Genomic DNA, 18910 nt, shown 5'->3' with positions numbered 1-18910 from the left:
CCACACCCCGCCAACCCTTTACCGGAAAACTCGCTGGCGACGCTGAAATAAATAATCGAAAGGCGGTATCAAGGCCATCAGCGGATGCCTTTTGAGCGCAAACGCCATCAGGGATGCAGATCCCTCTTCGCGCCTGACGAGATTTGACCATGCCGACCAGTAAGCGCGCTTAGTAAGACAATCACACGCTGCGTCGAGATAGTCTTTTGCTTGCGGCATATCGCGGCCTTCATTCTCAAAGAATGAGCGAAACCCAGCTTCAAACTCTCGATTCCAGTGCATAATTCCTGCAACCGTTGCTGACTGGTTGTTCGAATGAACCCGCGCGTAAGCTTGCACGCTATCAGTGGATGCAACATTCCCGAACAACGCCAGACGCAACCACATCTCAAGATCGTCGGTATGCGGAAGGGTTTTACGATAATAACCAGCCTGTTTTTGAACTGATGTTCGCACGACGGCTGTTGGCCCCGAAACAGGATTGAAAGCATGTCTGCATGCCAGACCAATAAAATCAGTGCCAGAGCTGATATTCCATTGCCCTCCACCTACAATTGTGGGTCTTTGGGGCCGCTTTTCGTCTTTTGAGATTTGCTGGATCGCCCCGTAAGCGAGATGAACATCGGGGCACTGCTCAAGCAGATGTAGGGCTCGCGATAATGCTCCATGCGCAAGCAGGTCATCAGCGCACAGAATTAGAAAATATTCTGATCGCGCCCAATCAACCCCTGCGTTGAAGGAGGCATGCGGCCCCGCATTTTTTGATCGTAACAACAATTCGACACGCTTGTCATGTGCTGCAAGATCACGGGCTACAGATGCACTATTGTCTTCAGATGCGTTGTCAATGATGAGTAATCGAACATTGATACCCGATTGCGATAGAACACTATCTGCGCATTCAAGCAGGTAGTGGCCATAATTATAGTTTGGTATCACCACGTCGATTGTTGGCTGGTCTGTGACATACGTCTGCATAACAGGCCTCATTCTGCCGGCTCGGATACGTTCTGACGCCGGAGTCTCAACCACTTGAAACGGCGCGCGAAATTTCCAAAAACCCATCTGAGAACAGGGATCAGTTCTTCAGTGAACGGATGGCGGGTGACAAACAACGCCAACAGCCAACTAACGATCGCCACCAACCCTACGACAACTGCCCGCGTCCAGTGCATATCCAGATTAAACCCATCTGCTCCAACGATTATAAGCGGGACCGCAAGCGCAAGCGTCGTGACAAGTGCACTTTTCATAAGTTCTGTGGCCAATACCCGATAGGAAAAGTTCACGTGCTTGCGCACATAAACGATGGCAACAATCATTTGAAATGGCAGACTGATGAACTGGCTCAACGCAACTGCAAGCAATCCGTGAAATGCGGCAAGACACAGGATAACTGTGGCGACCGACCTTGAAATGAAATTGGAGACGAATGCCTCGCGGTTTGCACCAAGCGCCATGAGGAGAGGATAAGTCAGAATGACCGGAAACCAGAACAGGCTTGCGAGACTCGTGATAGCGACAATTAAAGCCGCTTCAGTCCATCCAGGACCCAGAATTATATGCACTGCAGGATAGGCTAACAGTGCCAGCAACGCCTGCGCCGGCCAATAAACAACTGAAATATATGATAGAGCGCGAACATAAGCCCGACTGATATCACCGCCTGCGCGAACGTGAGCCGATAGCATCGGAAACGCCACAGTGAAGACCGCAGAAAGGAAAACCCGGTCCGGTAATCCGCTAACAGTATTGGCCCGATTATATATGCCGACAGATGCTATTGGCATGAAGCGTCCAAGCATCAATTGAGGGAAAGTTTCGCATATCTTGTTCAGACCCGCGTTACCGCCAAGATAAATGCCAAATCTCCAGGCCACATCAATGCTGGCAAATGAAGGGCGTAACAAGCGCCCAAGCGGATAGATTGCCATCGCCAACCCTGTTGTCATCAATGCGCTGGCCAGCAACCCGAAAGCAAAACACATATGTCCGAAGCCAGAAATTGCCATTGCGATCGTTACGGACGCTCCAAAACCGGACCCGGCGGTGCGAACTCGGGCAAGAATTCCGAATGCCATTTCACGTCGCAGTAGCGCCACTACCGGCAATGACAGGCTTTCGACGATTGCCGCTAAGATGGTTATATCGAGAAACATCAAAAGTGACGGATCATGATAGGAAGCGGCAAAATATTCCCGCGCCAGATAAAGACCCACCGAGAGCAACAGTGTGACAATCATGAGAAAGGTCATCGAAGTTCTGATGTCGTGATCCTGAACCTTTTCGATCCGGATCAGGAATTCTGGGCTAGCGAATTCACGCAAGGAAAAAACAATTGCGCCAATACTCAGTCCCACTACACCCGCTCCGGTTTCAGCAGGACCTAGAAAACGTGAGACTGCGATGACTGTCATAAAGTTAAACAACAGGCCAGCATATTGCTCCAGCGCGGCCATGAGAATGGCTCGTCGGCTACCGCTCATCATCTGCTCCTCTTTGGGAGCCTGCTTTTAAACCGATGGTGTTTCTCAAGATTATTTACCCCCGGACATACTGAAAAGAACGGCCACGGCCGCCTTTTGCCCTGACTGGTGAGGATAACGGTTTGCAGCCAACAGGAAATGTCACCGTTGGTGTTAGGTCCTGCCCTGAAAGGAGTATGGTGCACGCTCTATAGCCAAGTCGTCGGCGCCCGTATGAGCCAGTAAAAATTTACGCAGTCTTAATTTTTACCCGCGCCTGGGAGGAGACATGATCAGTCTTTTCTGCATCACGCTTCTTGCTTTTACCTTATCGGTCGCATTCTGCTTGGGATTTCGCGGACTTGCTCGCGAGTGGTATCTTATCGACATCCCCGATGCACGGAAAAGGCATGACGGGAATGTGCCGCTTTGTGGTGGAATAGCAGTTTTTCTGTCGTTCTTTGTGGCAGCTTTTCTGACACCATCTTTGGCGGGTTCAGCGAATGCAATCGCTTTGCTGCCAGGCTTGTTTCTGATCCTTGTTACCGGCGTTATGGACGATAGGTTTAACTTACCCGTCGCGCCACGCCTTGCAATGCAGTTGATTGCTGCGTTCCTGATCATCGGGGTTGCTGGAATAACACAAGTCCATCTTGGCCTCGTTACAGGTATCACGCAAGGCACACCTCTCCCAGCAACAGAAATTACAGGCGCAATTTTGGAAGGGCCTCTGTTCCTCCTTATCGCACTGGCTTTCGTGGTAGGTCTCGTGAACGCAGTCAATATGAGTGACGGTGTTGATGGTCTTGCGGGCTCAGCGAGCGCTGCGGCCTTTTTCTGGCTGGCAGCCATCTGCTTTTGGATCGATGAGAACCGTCTCGGTTTACAGACGATAGCTCTTTCAGCAGCCTGTACTGGTTTTCTGTTCTTTAACATGAGGCATCGCTGGCGTGCAAAAGCCAGTCTCTTTCTCGGCGACGGCGGCAGCACTTTTCTCGGTGCGACGCTTTCAGGGATCATCCTGATGCTCACAAATGCACATGCTGCAGTCGCCTTTCCGATTGTGCTGTGGGTCGTCGTCGTGCCTGTGATCGATACGCTCAGTCTCATCGTGCGCCGTCTTTCAGCCCGCAGAAGCCCTTTTTCTCCTGATCGACAACATTTACACCATCTGCTCATTGATGCCGGATTATCCCACGGCCAGACGGCCATCGCTGTCATGGCACTCAACTTCTTGGCAGGTGCTATAGCCTATCTAGCCATTCGTATGGAAATACCTGCCTGGCCCATGCTTATAGCGCTGATCATACCAGTGATTGCACACACGCTCTTCGTGTTGCACACGAACAGAGGTTTGCGCCCTATCGTGGCAGCACCCGCTGGAGAGCCGGCACAAACATCAAAGGCAAATGTGACTTTACCAGGGGCAACTTCATGAGCATTTCAGTTCTCATTATGACATTGAATGAAGAGATCAATTTGCCAGCCTGTCTGGCCTCGCTTGATTGGTGCGACGATGTTGTCATACTCGATTCATTCAGTGACGATCGCACAGTTGAACTCGCAAAAGCGGCAGGCGCACGTGTGTTTCAGCGTACCTACGACACTGAAGACCGTCAGCGAATGTACGGGCTGACCGAAATCAGTTTTAAACATGACTGGGTCTATACGCCTGATGCCGACGAAATAACGCCTACAGATTTGCGTGATGAAATGTTGGCGATAGCAGCGGACCCGAAGCGGCCTGAAGTGTTCTTTAAAGCACGTTACAAGAACATGTTCATGGGACGCTGGATCAAACATGCGAGCCTTTATCCCACATGGATTACCCGACTGGTGCGCCCGGACCGTGTGCATTTTGAACGCTCTGTACATTCGCGGGCAAGCGGTGGTCCAGAAGGTGCTTTGCAAGCGCATTTCATTCACTACAGCTTTAACAAAGGCCTTGAAGCCTGGTACGACAAGCACAATCGCTATTCTTCAGCTGAGGCCGATCTTTCCTCAAATCGCTTGCTTGAACGAAAGATTGACTGGGGCGGCATGCTATCAACCACTCCTGAAAGACGCAGACGGGCGCTAAAATCCCTCTCCTATCATATGCCATTCAGGCCATCGTTACGCTTTCTCTACATGTATCTGGTGCGCCGAGGCTTCCTCGATGGAAAGCCCGGTTATCTTTATTGCCGGCTTCTCGCCGCTTATGAATTCATGATCGTTATCAAGATGGAAGAGCAGCGTCGGCATCAAACCATTAATCTGGGCAATACAACGGTTCGCCATGATATGGAGGGCACAGAACCAGAACGGCGCATGGTATGATGTTACTGATTTTCCTGCCCTGTGCCGTTCTTTTCGGGCTCGCTGCAATGTTTTATTCAGAACCTGTTCTGACGTTGCAGGATGATGGCAGTAAAGCTGATGTCATTGTTGTGCCGGGCGGCGATGGCCCACCACGCGCAGCACAAGCGGCACGCCTCTGGAAAGAAGGCCGTTCGCCGCTCATTCTGATTACCGGGGATGGGGACTGCCTTTTCAATAAGCAGATAATGGTGCGCGATGGCGTAAAGCCATCTGCAATTCTCGTAGAATGCCAATCAGGCAGCACCTGGCAAAATGCGTATTACTCCGCACCCGTCATGCGCGAAATTCAGGCAAGAAAAGCGCTGATTGTTACCAACTGGTATCATTCACGCCGTGCAATAGCGAGCTTTCGTGCGGTTTGCCCTCAAATGCATTTCAGCTCTTCGCCCATTGGGGGCGATAACAGACAGTCCGGCTTTCCAGCAACTTCAGCGGATATCGAGCTTGTGGCAAAAGAATATGTGAAACTTGGCTGGTATCTGGCCTCTGGTCGTATTTTTCTACGGGATCTGGTTCCGGACAATTCTTCCCCATCCCTTTCCAATGTTTGCTCGCTCCATGGGAGTGGCCTATGAATGTATCCCTAACCTGGATTTTTGTCGGTCTTGTGGGTTGCTTTCTGGCGGGCGGATTGCTGTTTCGCGCAGAGCGGATGTACCAGTTCCCATTTCTGGCAGGCGTAATGACATTTGGCTTCCTGTTGCCACAGATTCCAGCTTTGGTGCATGACCAGTTCCTGCCATCAGGCGCTTACACCAAAACAATGTTTATGGGTATTCTGTCGCTTGCAATGCTGGCATTTGGTTGGCGTATAGCCAAAAAACCTATCGGCTTTCTCAGCATGAGCTTTAGTGAACGTCGCCTCATCTGGGCTTCAGCAGGGTTATCAGCATTTGGTGCAGTCTTCTATTTCCTTTTAAGCCGCCTGCCCGGTGATGTTTCAATCGGAATGCAAATGACAGGCATTCCTGTTGTCTATCTATTCTTTGCGCAACTCATGCCCTATGGTCTCGCAATTGCTCTTTTATGCTTTGCGCGCCGCCCGTCATGGACCGCATTGGCAATTATCTCATTTGATCTCGTTTTCTATCTTGACCGCATTCTTGTGACAGGCAAGCGCGCAGAGGCAATTCAGCTTGTGCTCATGATATTGCTTGCATTCTGGTTTTATCGTCGCCTCGTGGTACCGCGCATTCTGATGTCACTTGGTATTCTTGCGGGAACGTTTTTGATGACCAGCATGGGCGACTATCGCCAGATCACGCGCGCAGCATCAGGCTTTGTTCTCGATGACATCATGCAGATCGATTATGCAGAAAACTTCAACGAAACCTTGGAACGCGGTGGCCTCGAAATGCGCAATGCCGTGCAGCGCATCGATGAAATCGACAGGCGACTGGAATTCGACTATGGCAAATTTCACTGGAACCGTGTGGTCTTCACTTTCGTCCCTGCACAACTCGTTGGTTCGAAGCTGAAGGATTCACTCCAATTCGACACGCCAAAACCAAGCCGTGACTATAACCCTTCTACAGGCACAACTGAAACCGGACTGGTCGATGCATTTGCCTCATTCTGGTACTTCGGCGCTTTCAAGTTCCTGCTGTTGGCATGGGTAATGCGCAGGCTTTGGGAAACTGCAATGGCTGGAGAAATGCTGGGGCAGCTCGTCTACATGCTGTCGATCGTGCCTGCAATGCACGCAATTTCACATCAGACTGACTGGGTTATACCAGTCTGGATTCATATGGCCATTTTTTTGATACCCGTTTTAGCGCTTTGCCGCATACGCAACCAGTCAGTCGGCTTGCCAACACCGCTGCAACGCAACCCCCATGTCCGGCAGTTTATGTAAAGGATGAGAACAATGTCCATTGCATCGCGATCAGAGTCTCACCTCACCATAAATGGCCGGAAAGAAACCTCTCATCCAATGGAGGGTGGAGCAACCTTCACATTAAAGCATCGCCTTCAACGTCTTTTGTGGCAGCTGACCTGGCTTTCTCTGGCAGCATGGACGCCTTCCTTCCTGTGGCGCTGGCGAGGGATGATACTGCGCACATTCGGCGCCAAAATTCACAAGACCGCCATTATACGTGGTAGCACCCGGATATGGTGGCCGGGAAATCTCGTCATGGATGCCCATTCTTCACTCGGACCCGGTGTGCTTTGTTATAATGTTGCACCAGTGACACTCGCTCCTTATGCCATCGTCTCGCAACGCGCTCATCTTTGTACCGCAGGTCACAATATTGATCAGCATGACTTTCCGCTCACTGCAGCCCCCATAGTCATCGGACCTTGTGCGTGGATAGCAGCAGAAGCGTTTGTCGGGCCAGGGGTAAATGTTGGCGAAGGTGCCGTGTTGGGAGCAAGAGCCGTTAGTTTCCGCAATATGGAAACATGGATGGTTTATGCTGGCAATCCGGCAGCACCTATACGCCCAAGACGGAAATCATCTTAAGAACAAATAGATCTTACGTAGAAGTCCTCATTGCCGGCACACTCTGACCAGACATTATCCCAAGCTTGGGACTACGCCACGTCTGATAGGCATGAACAGTCTGAAGTGCAATCCGTGGCCAGGTATAATTCTCACGCACCAAACGGCGCCCGGCATCGCCCATCTGAACGGCGCGCTGCGGATTTTCGAGTACATGCACCAGGCCAGCAGCCACCGCTTCTGGGGACAAGGCACATACTACACCCGCATCGGCATCAGCGACTTCAGGAAAATGACAGGCGTCCGTAATGACAACCGGAACACCACAGGCGAGCGCTTCAGTAATTGCCACACTGAAGCCCTCCTGACGGCTGGGAAGACAGAAACAGGCAGCGTTCTTCAATGCTGCAATCTTGGCCGCACCATATAGTCCGCCTGTCATGTGCACACGTTCTTCAAGACCCGCCCCGCGAATACTTTCACGAAAATCTGCCTCTGCACCGCCATCAGGGCCTGCAACTACGAGATCTATTTCCGGGAAGTGCGGTGCAATCTGACGAAACGCATCAGCCAGAATGTCGAGGCCCTTTTTATAATGCAGGCGAGACAAGAAAAGTACATAAGGACGTTCCGGCAATCCATCGTTGTTGCTATCGCTTCCCTCTATTTCATTGAGGAATATTCCGTTTGGAATAATGACAGATGGGGGCTTCAGGCCCAGCGGTCGCATCAGCTCAATCTCGTCTTGATTAAGCGCTTGAATAAACGCTGCCCCGTCAAGCATTCTGCGGAATCCGAGCTTTAACGCGAGCTTCTTTTTCCATCCTTTTTGTTGCATGCTCCAAACATCGAGCATGCCGCAACAGCATATGCAGTAAGCAATATGATAGCGGCGACAGAGCATTGCTGCTCTCAGCAAGTTGGTTTCCCACACACCATGCATGTGTACAAAATCTGCTGAGCGTATGAGAGAAGCCATTACTTTTGCTGCACGACTAGCCAGGAATTTCTCGCGCATATTTGGCATTGCGAGCAAGACTGTCCGGACCTTACCAAAATCGGGTATTTCTGCGGTGGCTTTAACGGCGCGATGATTGATCTCGTCGTCACTATAGCTAATGATAGTCACTTCATGTCCAAGTGACGCCTGCGCTGCGGCAAGACGCACTACAACGGCTTGCGGCCCGCCTTTAGCCGGATCGAAAGATCCGATAACGTGAATGATTTTCATAAAGCTTCACCCATCGAAAGTTCTGATAAGGCTTTGAGCAGGCGCTCGCCGTAGCGCTGAACGGTATAATCGCTCGCTCTTTCGCGAGCATTATCGCTCATTCTGAGTAGCATCGCCGGGCTACCCGAAAAATGGCGAAGGATTTCGACGGTATCTTCGATGTCACGGATAGAAACAATATATCCATCTATTCCATGGCGAACGACGCTCCCCGTGTTTTCAGTGCAGATAACCGGTAGGCCGGCGGCAAGCGCCTCATAGCAAGCTGTTGCCGATCCTTCGCACAACGAAGGCAAGTAGAAAACATCTGCCCACTCAAATTGGGCACGCATTTCACCGCGCGGTATTGGACCTGTCAGCTCGACACTCTTTGCGAGCTGGTCCCGTACTTCTGACTGGATGTCAATCGGTCCAACCATACGGAACTCTACCTGGCCTTTCAGCCTTCGCGCCACTTCACCCACATATGGTGAGCCTTTTCTAAGGCCGACAGCACCGACTGTGAGAACCCGCAGCGGTCCCGGCTTACGCGCGGCTCGGCCAATTAAAAAACGATCATCCACACCATAAGGCACTACGACCACTTTTTCGATAGCACAGCCCGCTTCAATAACGTGTTGCGCCACAAAATCTGATGGGCATATCACAGCATCTGCGATCTCCCACTCCGCTTGTTCTCTTGCTGCAAACAGCGCGGCGTTCACATCTTCAGCAGAAGATAGTTGCCAGCCAGGATTAAGAATTTCCTCTTCACAAGCTATCTCTTCGACAAATGTGCGGGGTGCGATCATCTGCTCAACTGCGGTCCAGAGACCCTGTTTTTTTGCCGCGCTCAGAAGTTCGAGTGCTTCTCCACTAAATGTATAGACACCGCGTGCACCGTGAAATCCCTGTGCTGCAACCAGTTTGCCGAAAGTCTCACCTGCCCATATCGCGTTCGCGGTGGACTGCGGTCCTGTCTGGTTGGCCAGTCTTCGCACCGCCGAATGAAGGCCAAACGCAGGAAAAGTCGTCATTCGTTCGCTGGGAATATCCTGCGGAGTACGTCCCACCAGTCGTCGAACCGAAGCCGGCAACATCGTTGACGGTAGCCAGTTGAGCAGTCGTGGCCATCCTTGCAGAGCACAGATATCGGTATAAAAATGTGCGAGCTTCTGATGCTCTGCAAATATACGAGGCACCGCATAATGCATTCGCGCGCCTAATTGGCTCACGATGAAAGAGCCTTCCATCACATTTTCTCCGCATGAAACTGCCGGTCAAGAACCGGCATTGCTGAGAACTGACCCTTTGATACTATTCGCCCAACTGCCGATTGCCAGACCGCGGCTCCAAATTCGCGCGAATACGCGGTTTCCATGAGATAGCGAGCGTTATTTCCCATTGTGCTGCGGTTAAGCTGCGAGTTGCGCAAGAGTAAGATCGAGCTTATCAGCATCTCGACCTCTCCGGGACATAATGACAAGCCACAATGGAAGTCGCGGACCACGGTTGCTATCTCCCCATCGGGATCACCAATGAAAATTGTTGGGCGGGCAGCTGCAAGAACACCATAGAATTTGCTGGGCACAATGCAGTGTTCAAGCTCAGGCTTCAGTGATACCAAATGCACATCGGCAGCACCCAGGCTTTCCGAAAGCTGTTCCACCGGCTGGAAAGGCATCATGACGACATTGTTTAACCGGCGTCGCTTTACTTCCTGTTCTACATAGGCGTGCTGTTGTCCCTCGCCGATCATCAGAAAGACGATATCTGAATTTGTTTGAAGCTGCTCGGCAGCATCGAGCACTGTGCTGAACTCGTGCGCCCGACCAAAATTACCAGAGTAGCCAATTACAAATTTTTCGCCCAAACCCCATAAGCGGCGCAGCGCGTTTTCTTCACGATCAACGGGCAAAATCTCATTCTTGTCTGCCCAGTGATGCACTACTGCAAGATTTTCTGATGGTATGCCATTTGCAGACAGATAACGTGCCATCTTGTCTATCGGGCAAATCGTAAGTGCTGATTGGCGCATCGACCAGTTGCGTAACGCGACAGCCAGTCTACCCGACACGTTCTGGTGTTTCATCAACCCAAGTTCGATGGCTGTTTCGGGGAACAAATCCATGACCCAGTTTACGAGATGGGCCTGACGGAAGCGGACTGGCAACGCAGCGGAAACCGAGAGAAGTGGTGGGTCTGTGCAGACCACGCAAATATCATCCTTTTTTGCGTTTGCAGCAAACCATGCTGCCGCCGAGAGGTGAAACGTTGCATAGTCAATTGCTCGTCCCACCAGCTTCTTGCGACCAAAACCAGACGTCCATATTCGGTGTACATCGACGCCGCCGATCGTCTCGCGAGGGGCAAGCGCAGGCTTGCCATTTTCATGATAGTTGCGGCTCGCAACTACGGTGGTCTTAACACCCTCGCGCACCAGTTCATGAGCCAGGCTTGTCACCATCCGGCTCGTCGCGGATTGATCGGGATAAAAATACCTGTTCGCTAGCACGACACGCATGACTGTTACTTCCCACTGCTTGATCGCGTTTGAACCAAGATGGCAACTCCCTCTCCAATGTCGCAAGGAGCCCAATGGCATAGGGAACACAGACAGCGGGCGAGAGGCCTACCTCTTTGGTGGAAACAGGCGACGCTCCGCGCGGCTCGACGCTCATCCTTAGTGGGATGTCAGGCGGCTGTATTACCGTTTTGAAGCCGTTTAGTTGGACATCCAAATCGCTATCATGGCTGTATCAAATTCTGGCCGGAGGGAAGACCTTGCAGGAAAAGACAGCTCTCATCATTGGCGTCACGGGACAAGATGGCGCCTATTTAAGCGAGCTACTGCTCAACAAAGGATATCGAGTGCATGGGCTCAAACGACGGTCTTCGTCGTTCAACACCGCACGCATCGACCATCTTTATCAAGACCCACATGAAGAGGATATCCGCTTTCGCCTGCATTTTGGTGACTTGACAGACGCCACCAATCTCTGCCGGGTTATTCAGGAAGTCCGTCCCGACGAGATCTATAATCTCGGTGCACAAAGCCACGTTCAGGTTAGTTTCGAAACACCTGAATATACCGCGAATGCTGATGCGTTAGGCACATTGAGACTGCTTGAATCCATGCGCATTCTGGGGCTTGGCAATACATGTCGCTTTTATCAGGCGTCAACATCAGAACTATTTGGCAACAGCTCACCCCACGCGCAGAGTGAGCAAACACCATTCGCCCCTCGCAGTCCCTATGCAACGGCCAAGCTCTACGCTTACTGGACAACAGTCAACTATCGCCAGGCTTATGGCTTTCACGCATCCAATGGCATTTTGTTCAATCACGAAAGTCCGCTGCGCGGTGAAACCTTTGTGACGCGCAAGATCACGCGGGCAGTTGCAGCAATCGAAAGAGGACTTCAGGAGAAGCTGCGGTTAGGCAATCTTAACGCCCGCCGTGACTGGGGCCATGCACGCGACTACGTCGAGGGAATGTGGCGGATTTTGCAAGAAGATGCAGCCGACGACTACGTTCTTGCTACAGGGGAAACACACACTGTGCGTGAGTTTGTCGAGCTCGCATTTAACGCCGTCGACAAACAAATCGAATGGGATGGTGATGGGGTCAACGAAGTTGGTGTCGACCGGAAATCAGGCAAATGTCTGATTGAGATAGATCCCCGTTATTTTCGTCCCAATGAGGTTGATTTCCTGTTGGGTGACGCATCCAAAGCGAAGAACCGTCTTGGCTGGGAACATACGACGAGATTTGGAAATCTTGTCACCGAAATGGTCGATTGGGACATGCGCAATATTATGCGGGAGGCTGGACGCAATGATTTCTACGGCTGATAAACCGCCTCGACCCGTCTATTCGCTTTCAGGAAAAAAAGTTTTCGTTGCCGGTCACACTGGCATGGTGGGATCAGCACTGCTGCGAAGGCTTCAATCCGTGGACTGTGAAGTCATCAGTGTCTCCCATAGCGATCTTGATCTCACACGACAAAGTCCGACAGAGCAATATGTCGCGCATCATAAACCCGATGTCATTATCGTAGCTGCTGCCCGCGTTGGCGGAATTCTGGCCAACTCACAATACCCGGCGGACTATCTCTATGATAATCTCGCCATTGGCATGAATATTATTCGTGCAGCCCATCTATCAAATGTCGAGCGTCTGCTTTGGCTGGGGTCGAGCTGTATATATCCCCGCGATGCTCCTCAACCCTTGCACGAACACGCTTTACTGACTGGTTCATTAGAACCCACCAATGAAGCCTATGCGATCGCAAAAATTGCGGCTTTAAAATATGCTCAGGCCTGTGCACGTCAGTTTGGCAATCAATTCATGACTGCAATGCCGACAAACCTCTATGGGCCAAACGACAACTTTGATCCTCATACATCGCACGTGCTGCCAGCCCTCATGCGCCGCGTTCACGAAGCAAAAATCAACGGTAGTGATCATATCACGCTTTGGGGCAGCGGTACGCCATTGCGCGAGTTCTTACATGTCGATGATCTTGCCGATGCCTGTGTTCACCTATTGAGGTTCAGCGACAGCGTTGAGCCTGTAAATATCGGTACTGGTGAAGAGATTTCGATTAAAGAACTTGCTCTGACAATCGCGAATGTGGTCGGATTTGAAGGCAAGCTCGAACATGACCTTACTAAGCCAGATGGAACCCCGCGCAAGCTCCTCGACACGTCTGTGATGCATGCAATTGGCTGGAAGCCGCGTATTCGTCTTCAGGACGGTATCAGGGACGTTTATCGGAACTGGGTTCAAAACGCTACCACGCCGGTTGCAGCATAAGCAATCATCTTGCCTGCTAACGGCGCCGCCAAATAGCCTTATTGAATGCTCTCTGGAATATGAAATAATTATGGGCGCCTCATTCCATGCGACGCCCTTTTTATTGTGTCTTGTTGTTAGACGATAGTTACGAAGGTGACCCCGTCAGTTTGCTCATATCCAACTCGATACGCAGAATATCTCCGGGTTTGATCTCGGTGCGTTCGCTACCGACAATATCCTCAAATGTACCGTTTACGTTTCGACTGATCGTAAAGACCAGTTTCTGGCGCATGTCCGATGAAGAAATATTGCCCGAAGATTTGGCAATCTCGGCCATAGTCTGGAGCTGTGCATTGCTGCGCAATTCCATACGAGCGATATTGAGATCCAGCTCCTGCATACTGCCAGCCGCTTCGCTTTTTCGAACTTCCTCAAGATTGGCAATCCGCTGCTGTACTGCGAGTTGATTTTGTCTTGCCCGCGCCAAAAACGATCCTAACTCCAGCGCATCGCGCCGGGTTGCAGAAAGATCACGTTCCATGTCACGAAGATTGGATTTTGCAGCAAGACCGCGGTCAACGAGAGATTTACTTGAATCAACATTTTCCTGCAGAAGCTGAATTTCGGCATCGTGAAGTTTGATGCTCTGCTGGAGTGTCTGGATCTCATCTCCATAACTTGCCGATTGCGCTTCTAATGCCTGACGTTCGGCCGCGAGATTATTACGGCGAACATTGAAAAGCGTCTTTTCGCCCTCGAGCATATGCTGGCTAAGCGCCGCAGCCTGCTTGTTTGCCGGTGTGGAATCCGGCAGCTCATATTTGAACTCTGTCCCATTAAGTTCAGCTTGGAGACGTCCCCTACGAATATTCGTCGTTGTAATCTGCATTTGCAGATCAGCATATTCTTGTTGTGCAGAGATCAGCTGCATACCGGCAGTAACCGCCGGCGCTTCACCTTTTCCCGCTCCTCCGCCCAGGGCCATAAGCTCCAGCGCAACCATTCCCGGGCGAAACTCATATTTACCCGGTGCCTTTACATCGCCAACAACAAACACCGGCGCATATTGATTGATCGCGGCAGTCACAGTCAGTCCCGGTATATGTTCGGACAGAGAACTGGCAATCTTTTCACTGATTTGTGGTGTAGACAGACCTATGACATTGATGTTGCCAACCACCGGATAGCCAATATTGCCGTCAACATCGACCGGATAAAGGCCCGTCAGAGAGGGCTGGCCATAAACAGTTACCTGCAAAACATCATTGGGACTAACGAGATAGGACTGACCTTGCGCATAGGTCCAGTTACTCAACCCAATAGCGATAAATCCAGACAAGAGTGCCGCTTTAAAGTGTGCCTGCATTCGAAAGTGAATAAGCCCGTAAACCATTTTATTGCCTCACGCCTGATCTTGCATTTTGTCAGCATCAACACGATTGCGTCGCGTCGTTACTGACCGCAAAAACTGACCGGCTTTTCTTGCGCCCGGACGACAATAGCCCACGGCAATACTTAACCAGTTGCGGTAAGAGGCTGAAACCTGGTTGACGACTGCAAGTGCCGGTTTCCTTCCCAGAGACGCCATTGTTTGTATCAATGCGAGGTTCGCATGCTGATCCTTACGATCCGGTTGGACCACCAGAAGTGCAGTATCTGTGGCTCGGGATAATAGAAGCGAGCGCTTGTCCTCCATCACTGCCGGCAAGTCCACCAGTATAATCTTATGATCAGTGCGAAGTTGAGTGATCAGATCTGCGAGCCATTCGCCCTCCTGCAATTGCTTGCCAGGAGTTATGATATCAATTCCCGAACTGTGATCGTGTATGAGAGTTGCTCCCGGAAGAACCCGACCAAATGACGTAATGCCATATTCATTTTCAGGAAGCCCAAATGCTTCTGAAAGCCTCGAATGACGGTTTGTCGCATCAATGACAGCGACAGCCACTCCTGATGCAGCGAACTGTTGTGCCAATGCGGTAATAAGAAGCGTTTTCCCTTCGTTATCAGTCAGAGACACGACCGAAAGAGCAAGTGAATCGCGCCCGCGCGTCAGCAACCGCAGACGATCATGAACAGACTTGATCGCCCGCCCGAAAGCGCTGGTTGGGTCAAGCCCACGATTGACAAGCATTGGCACAGTCAACTGACGCGTCAAAGGAAGCAGCGTAGCGGCAGGAATTCCCGGTAGTATAAACGACGCTGTCTGAGCAGGACGAATTTTATCGAAGGTTTCCCTCAAAACTGTGCCCAGAAGCGCTACCATGCCGCCCAATCCCAAACCAAGTAACAGCCAGTTTGCGAGGTTGGGGCCTGCCTTGGCCATTGCCGGTTCAGCAGCAGAGATCATCTGAGCTTCAGGTACGGCAATCCCGTCCTGTTCAATGAGCTGCTTATAGCGTGTCAGATAACTCTCATAGACGGTTCGGCTTGCATTGGCTTCGCGGTCGAGTTGTACAGCTTTGACTTGCGCCTGGTTAGCGTCTCCAAGTTCAGTTTCCGCAACTTTGAGTGCCTCTTCAAGTCCCACGCGCCGTTGTCGGGCAATCTGGATTTCATTGCTGAGACTCTTTGTTATTTCATCAACCTGTGCGGAAATCTGCTGCTGGAGAGCCTCCCGTTCCGCTGTGAGGACGGGAATTTCTGCACTTTTCAACGCACCGTTTGATCTCAACTCATCAAGCTGGCGCTCGACCCGCGCCTGTTCATTGCGCAGCGACTGGATCGCGGGTGAGGCCAGCACTTCTGTCATGGCCGGCGCTTCATTGTTTGTTTTGAGAGATTCCGCAGTGCGAAGCCGTGCTTCCGCAAGCGATACCGCACCAGTTGCCGCGACAATCTCAGTATTTAATGCCGCAACACGCTGAGCTTGGAAACTAATCTGTCCCGGATCTCCAGCAAGACGCGATTTCTGTCTGAAATCCTCCGCTGCACGCTCAGCGTCTTCAAGGTTACTACGCAGCGTAACGAGCTTTTCACCAAGCCACTCGCTGATACGACGCGCAGCCGACTGCTGCACATCGATCTGATGATCAAGATACGCTGTTACAAATGCATTGGCGACTTTTGCCGCATAAACGGGATCGGATGCCCGATATGAAATGAAGATTGTATATGATCGACCATCGTTACTGACGCGTAGTCGCGAGAGCAAAAGGTCGATCCGCTGACGTTCACGGGCTGCCGGGTCGACATCGCGTGCCTCACGCTCCTGCATACCACTGTCCGATGCAGAAGAAAGCACGGTTCGCGATCGGAAACCGGTCGGTACGACAATATTCTCGGCTTGCAGAATATCTATGACCTTACGCGCCATCATGCGCGAACTGATGATATCCAGTTCAGAACGCAGAACCGGGCTATCCTGAGGTAAGGGGGTGATAGCACTTTCGTTAGGAAGCGCCTGCACACGACGCATATCGAGTACCAGAACGGATTCTGAAACGTAGCTGACCGGTGCGGTGAGATAGCCTATAAATCCAATGCAGGCCCCCGCAACCACTGGTACAATAAGCAACGTTTTTCTGCGTTTTATGGTTTCGAACAGGTCAGCCAGTGGCTGCCGTGCGTTTCCTGATGAAACGTCGGAGATAATCACAAAAAGTCTCCTTCATGAGAAAAGGCTCTGCGTTGTGACGATGCTATTTTCCAAACCCAACAGGGCTTTAATGAATATCGGAAAAAGATGTTTCCGATGGGAATAGCTCGTTGATAATGCAGGCAACTTCTGTGCGATTAGACGCCTTCAGTTTCTTCATGATGTTGCGAATATGAACTTTAACGGTGCTTTCCCGAAGTTTGTGTTCATAGGCAATAATCTTGTTTGCCTTGCCCCGGCGCAATGCGTTGACTACCTCAGCCTGGCGTTGGGTGAACATGCCCCCCAACGGCTGGAGCCGGTGAGAATTGGGATCTGTCGCGTGACGAAGTGCAAGCACACTACTTGCGGGAACAAAGGTTCCACCAGCCATAGCTAGCCGCAAAGCTTCTACACACACGTTTACATTGACAGATGTTGGAATATATCCCCTAACACCATAATCAAGTGCTTTGAGAACTTGCGAGATTTCCTCTTTGTCCGCCAGAATGATAACCGGGGCAGGCGCACAATCGCTGACGATGCGGTTGAGATAGTTCCCTACAGCGGGATCCGATACTTTCTGACCACCTATATTAAAGAGCACGGCGCTTACTGTACGTCCACGACGTTGATGCTGCCATTGTTCAAAGGAACTGAATGTCGCGATGGACATTTCGATACTGTGGTTGGTCAACCCATGTGCCAGACATTCTCGGTCCAACGCACGGTTGTCGATAATGACAAGTAACGGCAGCAAACTGTCGAAAGAATCTTCTGACTTGTTTGATGCATCTTTTGTCACAATGTGACTATTATTTCTTATTTCACTGTTTACGCTATTAAAATGCGGAGAAACGTTCATTTTTTCGCCCTCAAAACCGAATTATGCGCGCAATTCTACCGTTTTCATGTCACGATGACTGAAGCGCAACGGCCGCCTATTTTTTGATTTCAGTGAGATATATTTCTAACCCCGTAATCAATTCTTATTCTTGTTTTTATTGATTAGAAGATTGCCCCATTTTTATCACAGTGTCATTAACCTAGATTAAGCAGTTGTGGGAAATATGGTTTAGTAAAAGCTCAGATATCTACGCAATTAGTGGTAGAGATTACTACCTTGCCAAAACAAATGCGCTCCCTGAAACTTAATGGAACGCCCTGCCCGTAGGAAAACTGCAGGCGCGAGAAACAGGAAAACAATCCATTCTTCGGACATGTACCAATGGCGGTCAGTGCAGACGATGCAAAAACATTTCGCCATTTCCTCGAAAGCCCGCCAATTGGTGCCGTTTTTGAGGAGAGCGATTCCGGCATCCTCAGCGCACTTCCTGTGTCCGTCAAAACATACGCCCCGCACACAGTGGTCAGCAGTCAAGGCGATTGGGCGAACTCTATCCATATCATCAAAGGAGGCTGGGGGTGCATCTATCGTGACCTCGCGGACGGTGACCGCCAGATTCTGGACTTTCCAATGAAGGGCGATTTTCTGGGTTTCAGAACCGGCATCGGCTTCAACTATTACACTCTGATCTCAGTCACGGAGCTCTCGGTTTTCGAGCTTTCCCTGGACCACCTCACAGAATCTCTGGCAAAATGCCCGCGTCTTGCCATGACCTTTATGGAACTCATGGCACGTCAACGCGCGATCCTTGTTGAACACATCATCAGTATCGGACGACGCAGCGCTTTTGTTCGTGTTGCGCATTTGCTCCTGGAGCTTGGTCATAGGGCACGACTGAACGGAACGGGCAATGAAGACAGCTTCTTCTGCCCCCTTACCCAATCTGAACTTGGCGATGCTCTCGGACTTACTCCGATACATATCAATCGGATGCTGCGGGAATTGCGCAGCGATGATTTACTCACCTTTCGCAACAACACAGTTGAGTTTCTCAACCGCGTCGCTCTGGTTCATATTTCAAGTTTCGATGAAGACTATCTTTCCATGGAGATTTTTCCGCGTTTCCGAATGAGCAGATAAAGCGCCTGATAATCAGTCGTTCTCAACAACCAAAACACCAGTTTGGAAACCTTTGTCCAAACCCAG

Annotated in this window: 16 protein-coding genes; 8 read left to right on the top strand and 8 right to left on the bottom strand. The window is 50.9% G+C overall.

What is annotated here, in order from left to right; all coding sequences use genetic code 11:
• Nucleotides 1-18: 18 nt before the first annotated feature.
• Both CEV32_RS00670 and CEV32_RS00665 read right to left on the bottom strand, forming a co-directional pair.
• The gene (locus CEV32_RS00670) at nucleotides 19-978 is read right to left on the bottom strand and encodes a glycosyltransferase family 2 protein (protein WP_094573516.1); all 960 of its coding nucleotides are present in this window, start codon (nucleotides 976-978) and stop codon (nucleotides 19-21) included.
• A gap of 8 nt (nucleotides 979-986) precedes the next feature.
• Entirely contained in the window at nucleotides 987-2486 is a 1500-nt protein-coding gene (locus CEV32_RS00665; RefSeq protein WP_094573515.1) for an oligosaccharide flippase family protein, read from the bottom strand.
• A 268-nt stretch (nucleotides 2487-2754) separates the two neighbouring features.
• On the opposite strand from CEV32_RS00665, the gene CEV32_RS00660 reads away from it, so the two are divergent.
• The 5 genes from CEV32_RS00660 to CEV32_RS00640 are packed head-to-tail and all read left to right on the top strand — an operon-like array spanning nucleotide 2755 to nucleotide 7290.
• The gene (locus tag CEV32_RS00660; protein ID WP_094573514.1) at nucleotides 2755-3903 is read left to right on the top strand and encodes an MraY family glycosyltransferase; all 1149 of its coding nucleotides are present in this window, start codon (nucleotides 2755-2757) and stop codon (nucleotides 3901-3903) included.
• Entirely contained in the window at nucleotides 3900-4784 is an 885-nt protein-coding gene (locus CEV32_RS00655; protein ID WP_094573513.1) for a glycosyltransferase family 2 protein, read from the top strand. The genes CEV32_RS00660 and CEV32_RS00655 overlap by 4 nt, the downstream gene beginning before the upstream one ends.
• Entirely contained in the window at nucleotides 4784-5401 is a 618-nt protein-coding gene (locus CEV32_RS00650) for a YdcF family protein (RefSeq protein WP_374883431.1), read from the top strand. The genes CEV32_RS00655 and CEV32_RS00650 overlap by 1 nt, the downstream gene beginning before the upstream one ends.
• Nucleotides 5398-6681, top strand: a complete 1284-nt coding sequence (locus CEV32_RS00645) for a hypothetical protein (protein ID WP_094573511.1) — start codon at nucleotides 5398-5400, stop codon at nucleotides 6679-6681. The genes CEV32_RS00650 and CEV32_RS00645 overlap by 4 nt, the downstream gene beginning before the upstream one ends.
• 12 nt (nucleotides 6682-6693) lie before the next feature.
• A complete protein-coding gene (locus CEV32_RS00640) occupies nucleotides 6694-7290 on the top strand; it encodes an LbetaH domain-containing protein (protein WP_094573510.1) in 597 nt (198 codons plus the stop codon).
• Nucleotides 7291-7303: 13 nt separating this feature from the next.
• On the opposite strand, the gene CEV32_RS00635 is transcribed toward CEV32_RS00640, so the two are convergent.
• From CEV32_RS00635 to CEV32_RS00625, 3 genes are read right to left on the bottom strand one after another with little or no spacing between them, the layout of a single operon-like run.
• Nucleotides 7304-8500, bottom strand: a complete 1197-nt coding sequence (locus tag CEV32_RS00635) for a glycosyltransferase (protein ID WP_094573509.1) — start codon at nucleotides 8498-8500, stop codon at nucleotides 7304-7306.
• Nucleotides 8497-9732: a glycosyltransferase family 4 protein gene (locus tag CEV32_RS00630; protein WP_094573508.1), complete on the bottom strand. Its 1236-nt coding sequence runs from the start codon at nucleotides 9730-9732 to the stop codon at nucleotides 8497-8499. Before CEV32_RS00630 ends, CEV32_RS00635 begins: the two co-directional genes overlap by 4 nt.
• Entirely contained in the window at nucleotides 9732-11003 is a 1272-nt protein-coding gene (locus tag CEV32_RS00625; RefSeq protein WP_094573507.1) for a glycosyltransferase family 4 protein, read from the bottom strand. Before CEV32_RS00625 ends, CEV32_RS00630 begins: the two co-directional genes overlap by 1 nt.
• 260 nt (nucleotides 11004-11263) lie before the next feature.
• On the opposite strand from CEV32_RS00625, the gene gmd reads away from it, so the two are divergent.
• Entirely contained in the window at nucleotides 11264-12334 is a 1071-nt protein-coding gene (gene gmd / locus CEV32_RS00620; protein WP_094573506.1) for a GDP-mannose 4,6-dehydratase, read from the top strand.
• Nucleotides 12318-13298 (top strand): GDP-L-fucose synthase family protein, encoded by a 981-nt coding sequence (locus tag CEV32_RS00615; protein WP_094573505.1) that lies wholly within the window; start codon nucleotides 12318-12320, stop codon nucleotides 13296-13298. The genes gmd and CEV32_RS00615 overlap by 17 nt, the downstream gene beginning before the upstream one ends.
• Before the next feature lie 127 nt (nucleotides 13299-13425).
• Here the strand turns inward: CEV32_RS00615 and CEV32_RS00610 are convergent, their stop codons facing one another.
• The 3 genes from CEV32_RS00610 to CEV32_RS00600 all read right to left on the bottom strand — a co-directional run bounded on the left by CEV32_RS00610 (nucleotide 13426) and on the right by CEV32_RS00600 (nucleotide 17722).
• On the bottom strand, nucleotides 13426-14673 hold the full coding sequence (locus CEV32_RS00610; protein WP_094573504.1) for a polysaccharide biosynthesis/export family protein: 1248 nt from the start codon (nucleotides 14671-14673) through the stop codon (nucleotides 13426-13428).
• A gap of 9 nt (nucleotides 14674-14682) precedes the next feature.
• The gene (locus CEV32_RS00605) at nucleotides 14683-16878 is read right to left on the bottom strand and encodes a GumC family protein (protein WP_094573503.1); all 2196 of its coding nucleotides are present in this window, start codon (nucleotides 16876-16878) and stop codon (nucleotides 14683-14685) included.
• 67 nt (nucleotides 16879-16945) lie between these two features.
• Nucleotides 16946-17722 carry a response regulator transcription factor gene (locus tag CEV32_RS00600; RefSeq protein WP_094573502.1) on the bottom strand — a complete coding sequence of 259 codons (777 nt, stop codon included), beginning with the start codon at nucleotides 17720-17722 and terminating at the stop codon, nucleotides 16946-16948.
• Between the two features lie 363 nt (nucleotides 17723-18085).
• Between CEV32_RS00600 and CEV32_RS00595 the strand changes: the two genes are divergently transcribed.
• Nucleotides 18086-18844, top strand: coding sequence for a Crp/Fnr family transcriptional regulator (locus tag CEV32_RS00595; RefSeq protein WP_094573501.1), 759 nt, complete (start codon nucleotides 18086-18088; stop codon nucleotides 18842-18844).
• The last annotated feature ends 66 nt before the right edge of the window (nucleotides 18845-18910 follow it).

This window comes from Brucella rhizosphaerae (assembly GCF_002252475.1).
GTDB classification, from domain to species: domain Bacteria; phylum Pseudomonadota; class Alphaproteobacteria; order Rhizobiales; family Rhizobiaceae; genus Brucella; species Brucella rhizosphaerae.
This window is presented reverse-complemented; position numbering and strand designations above follow the sequence as displayed.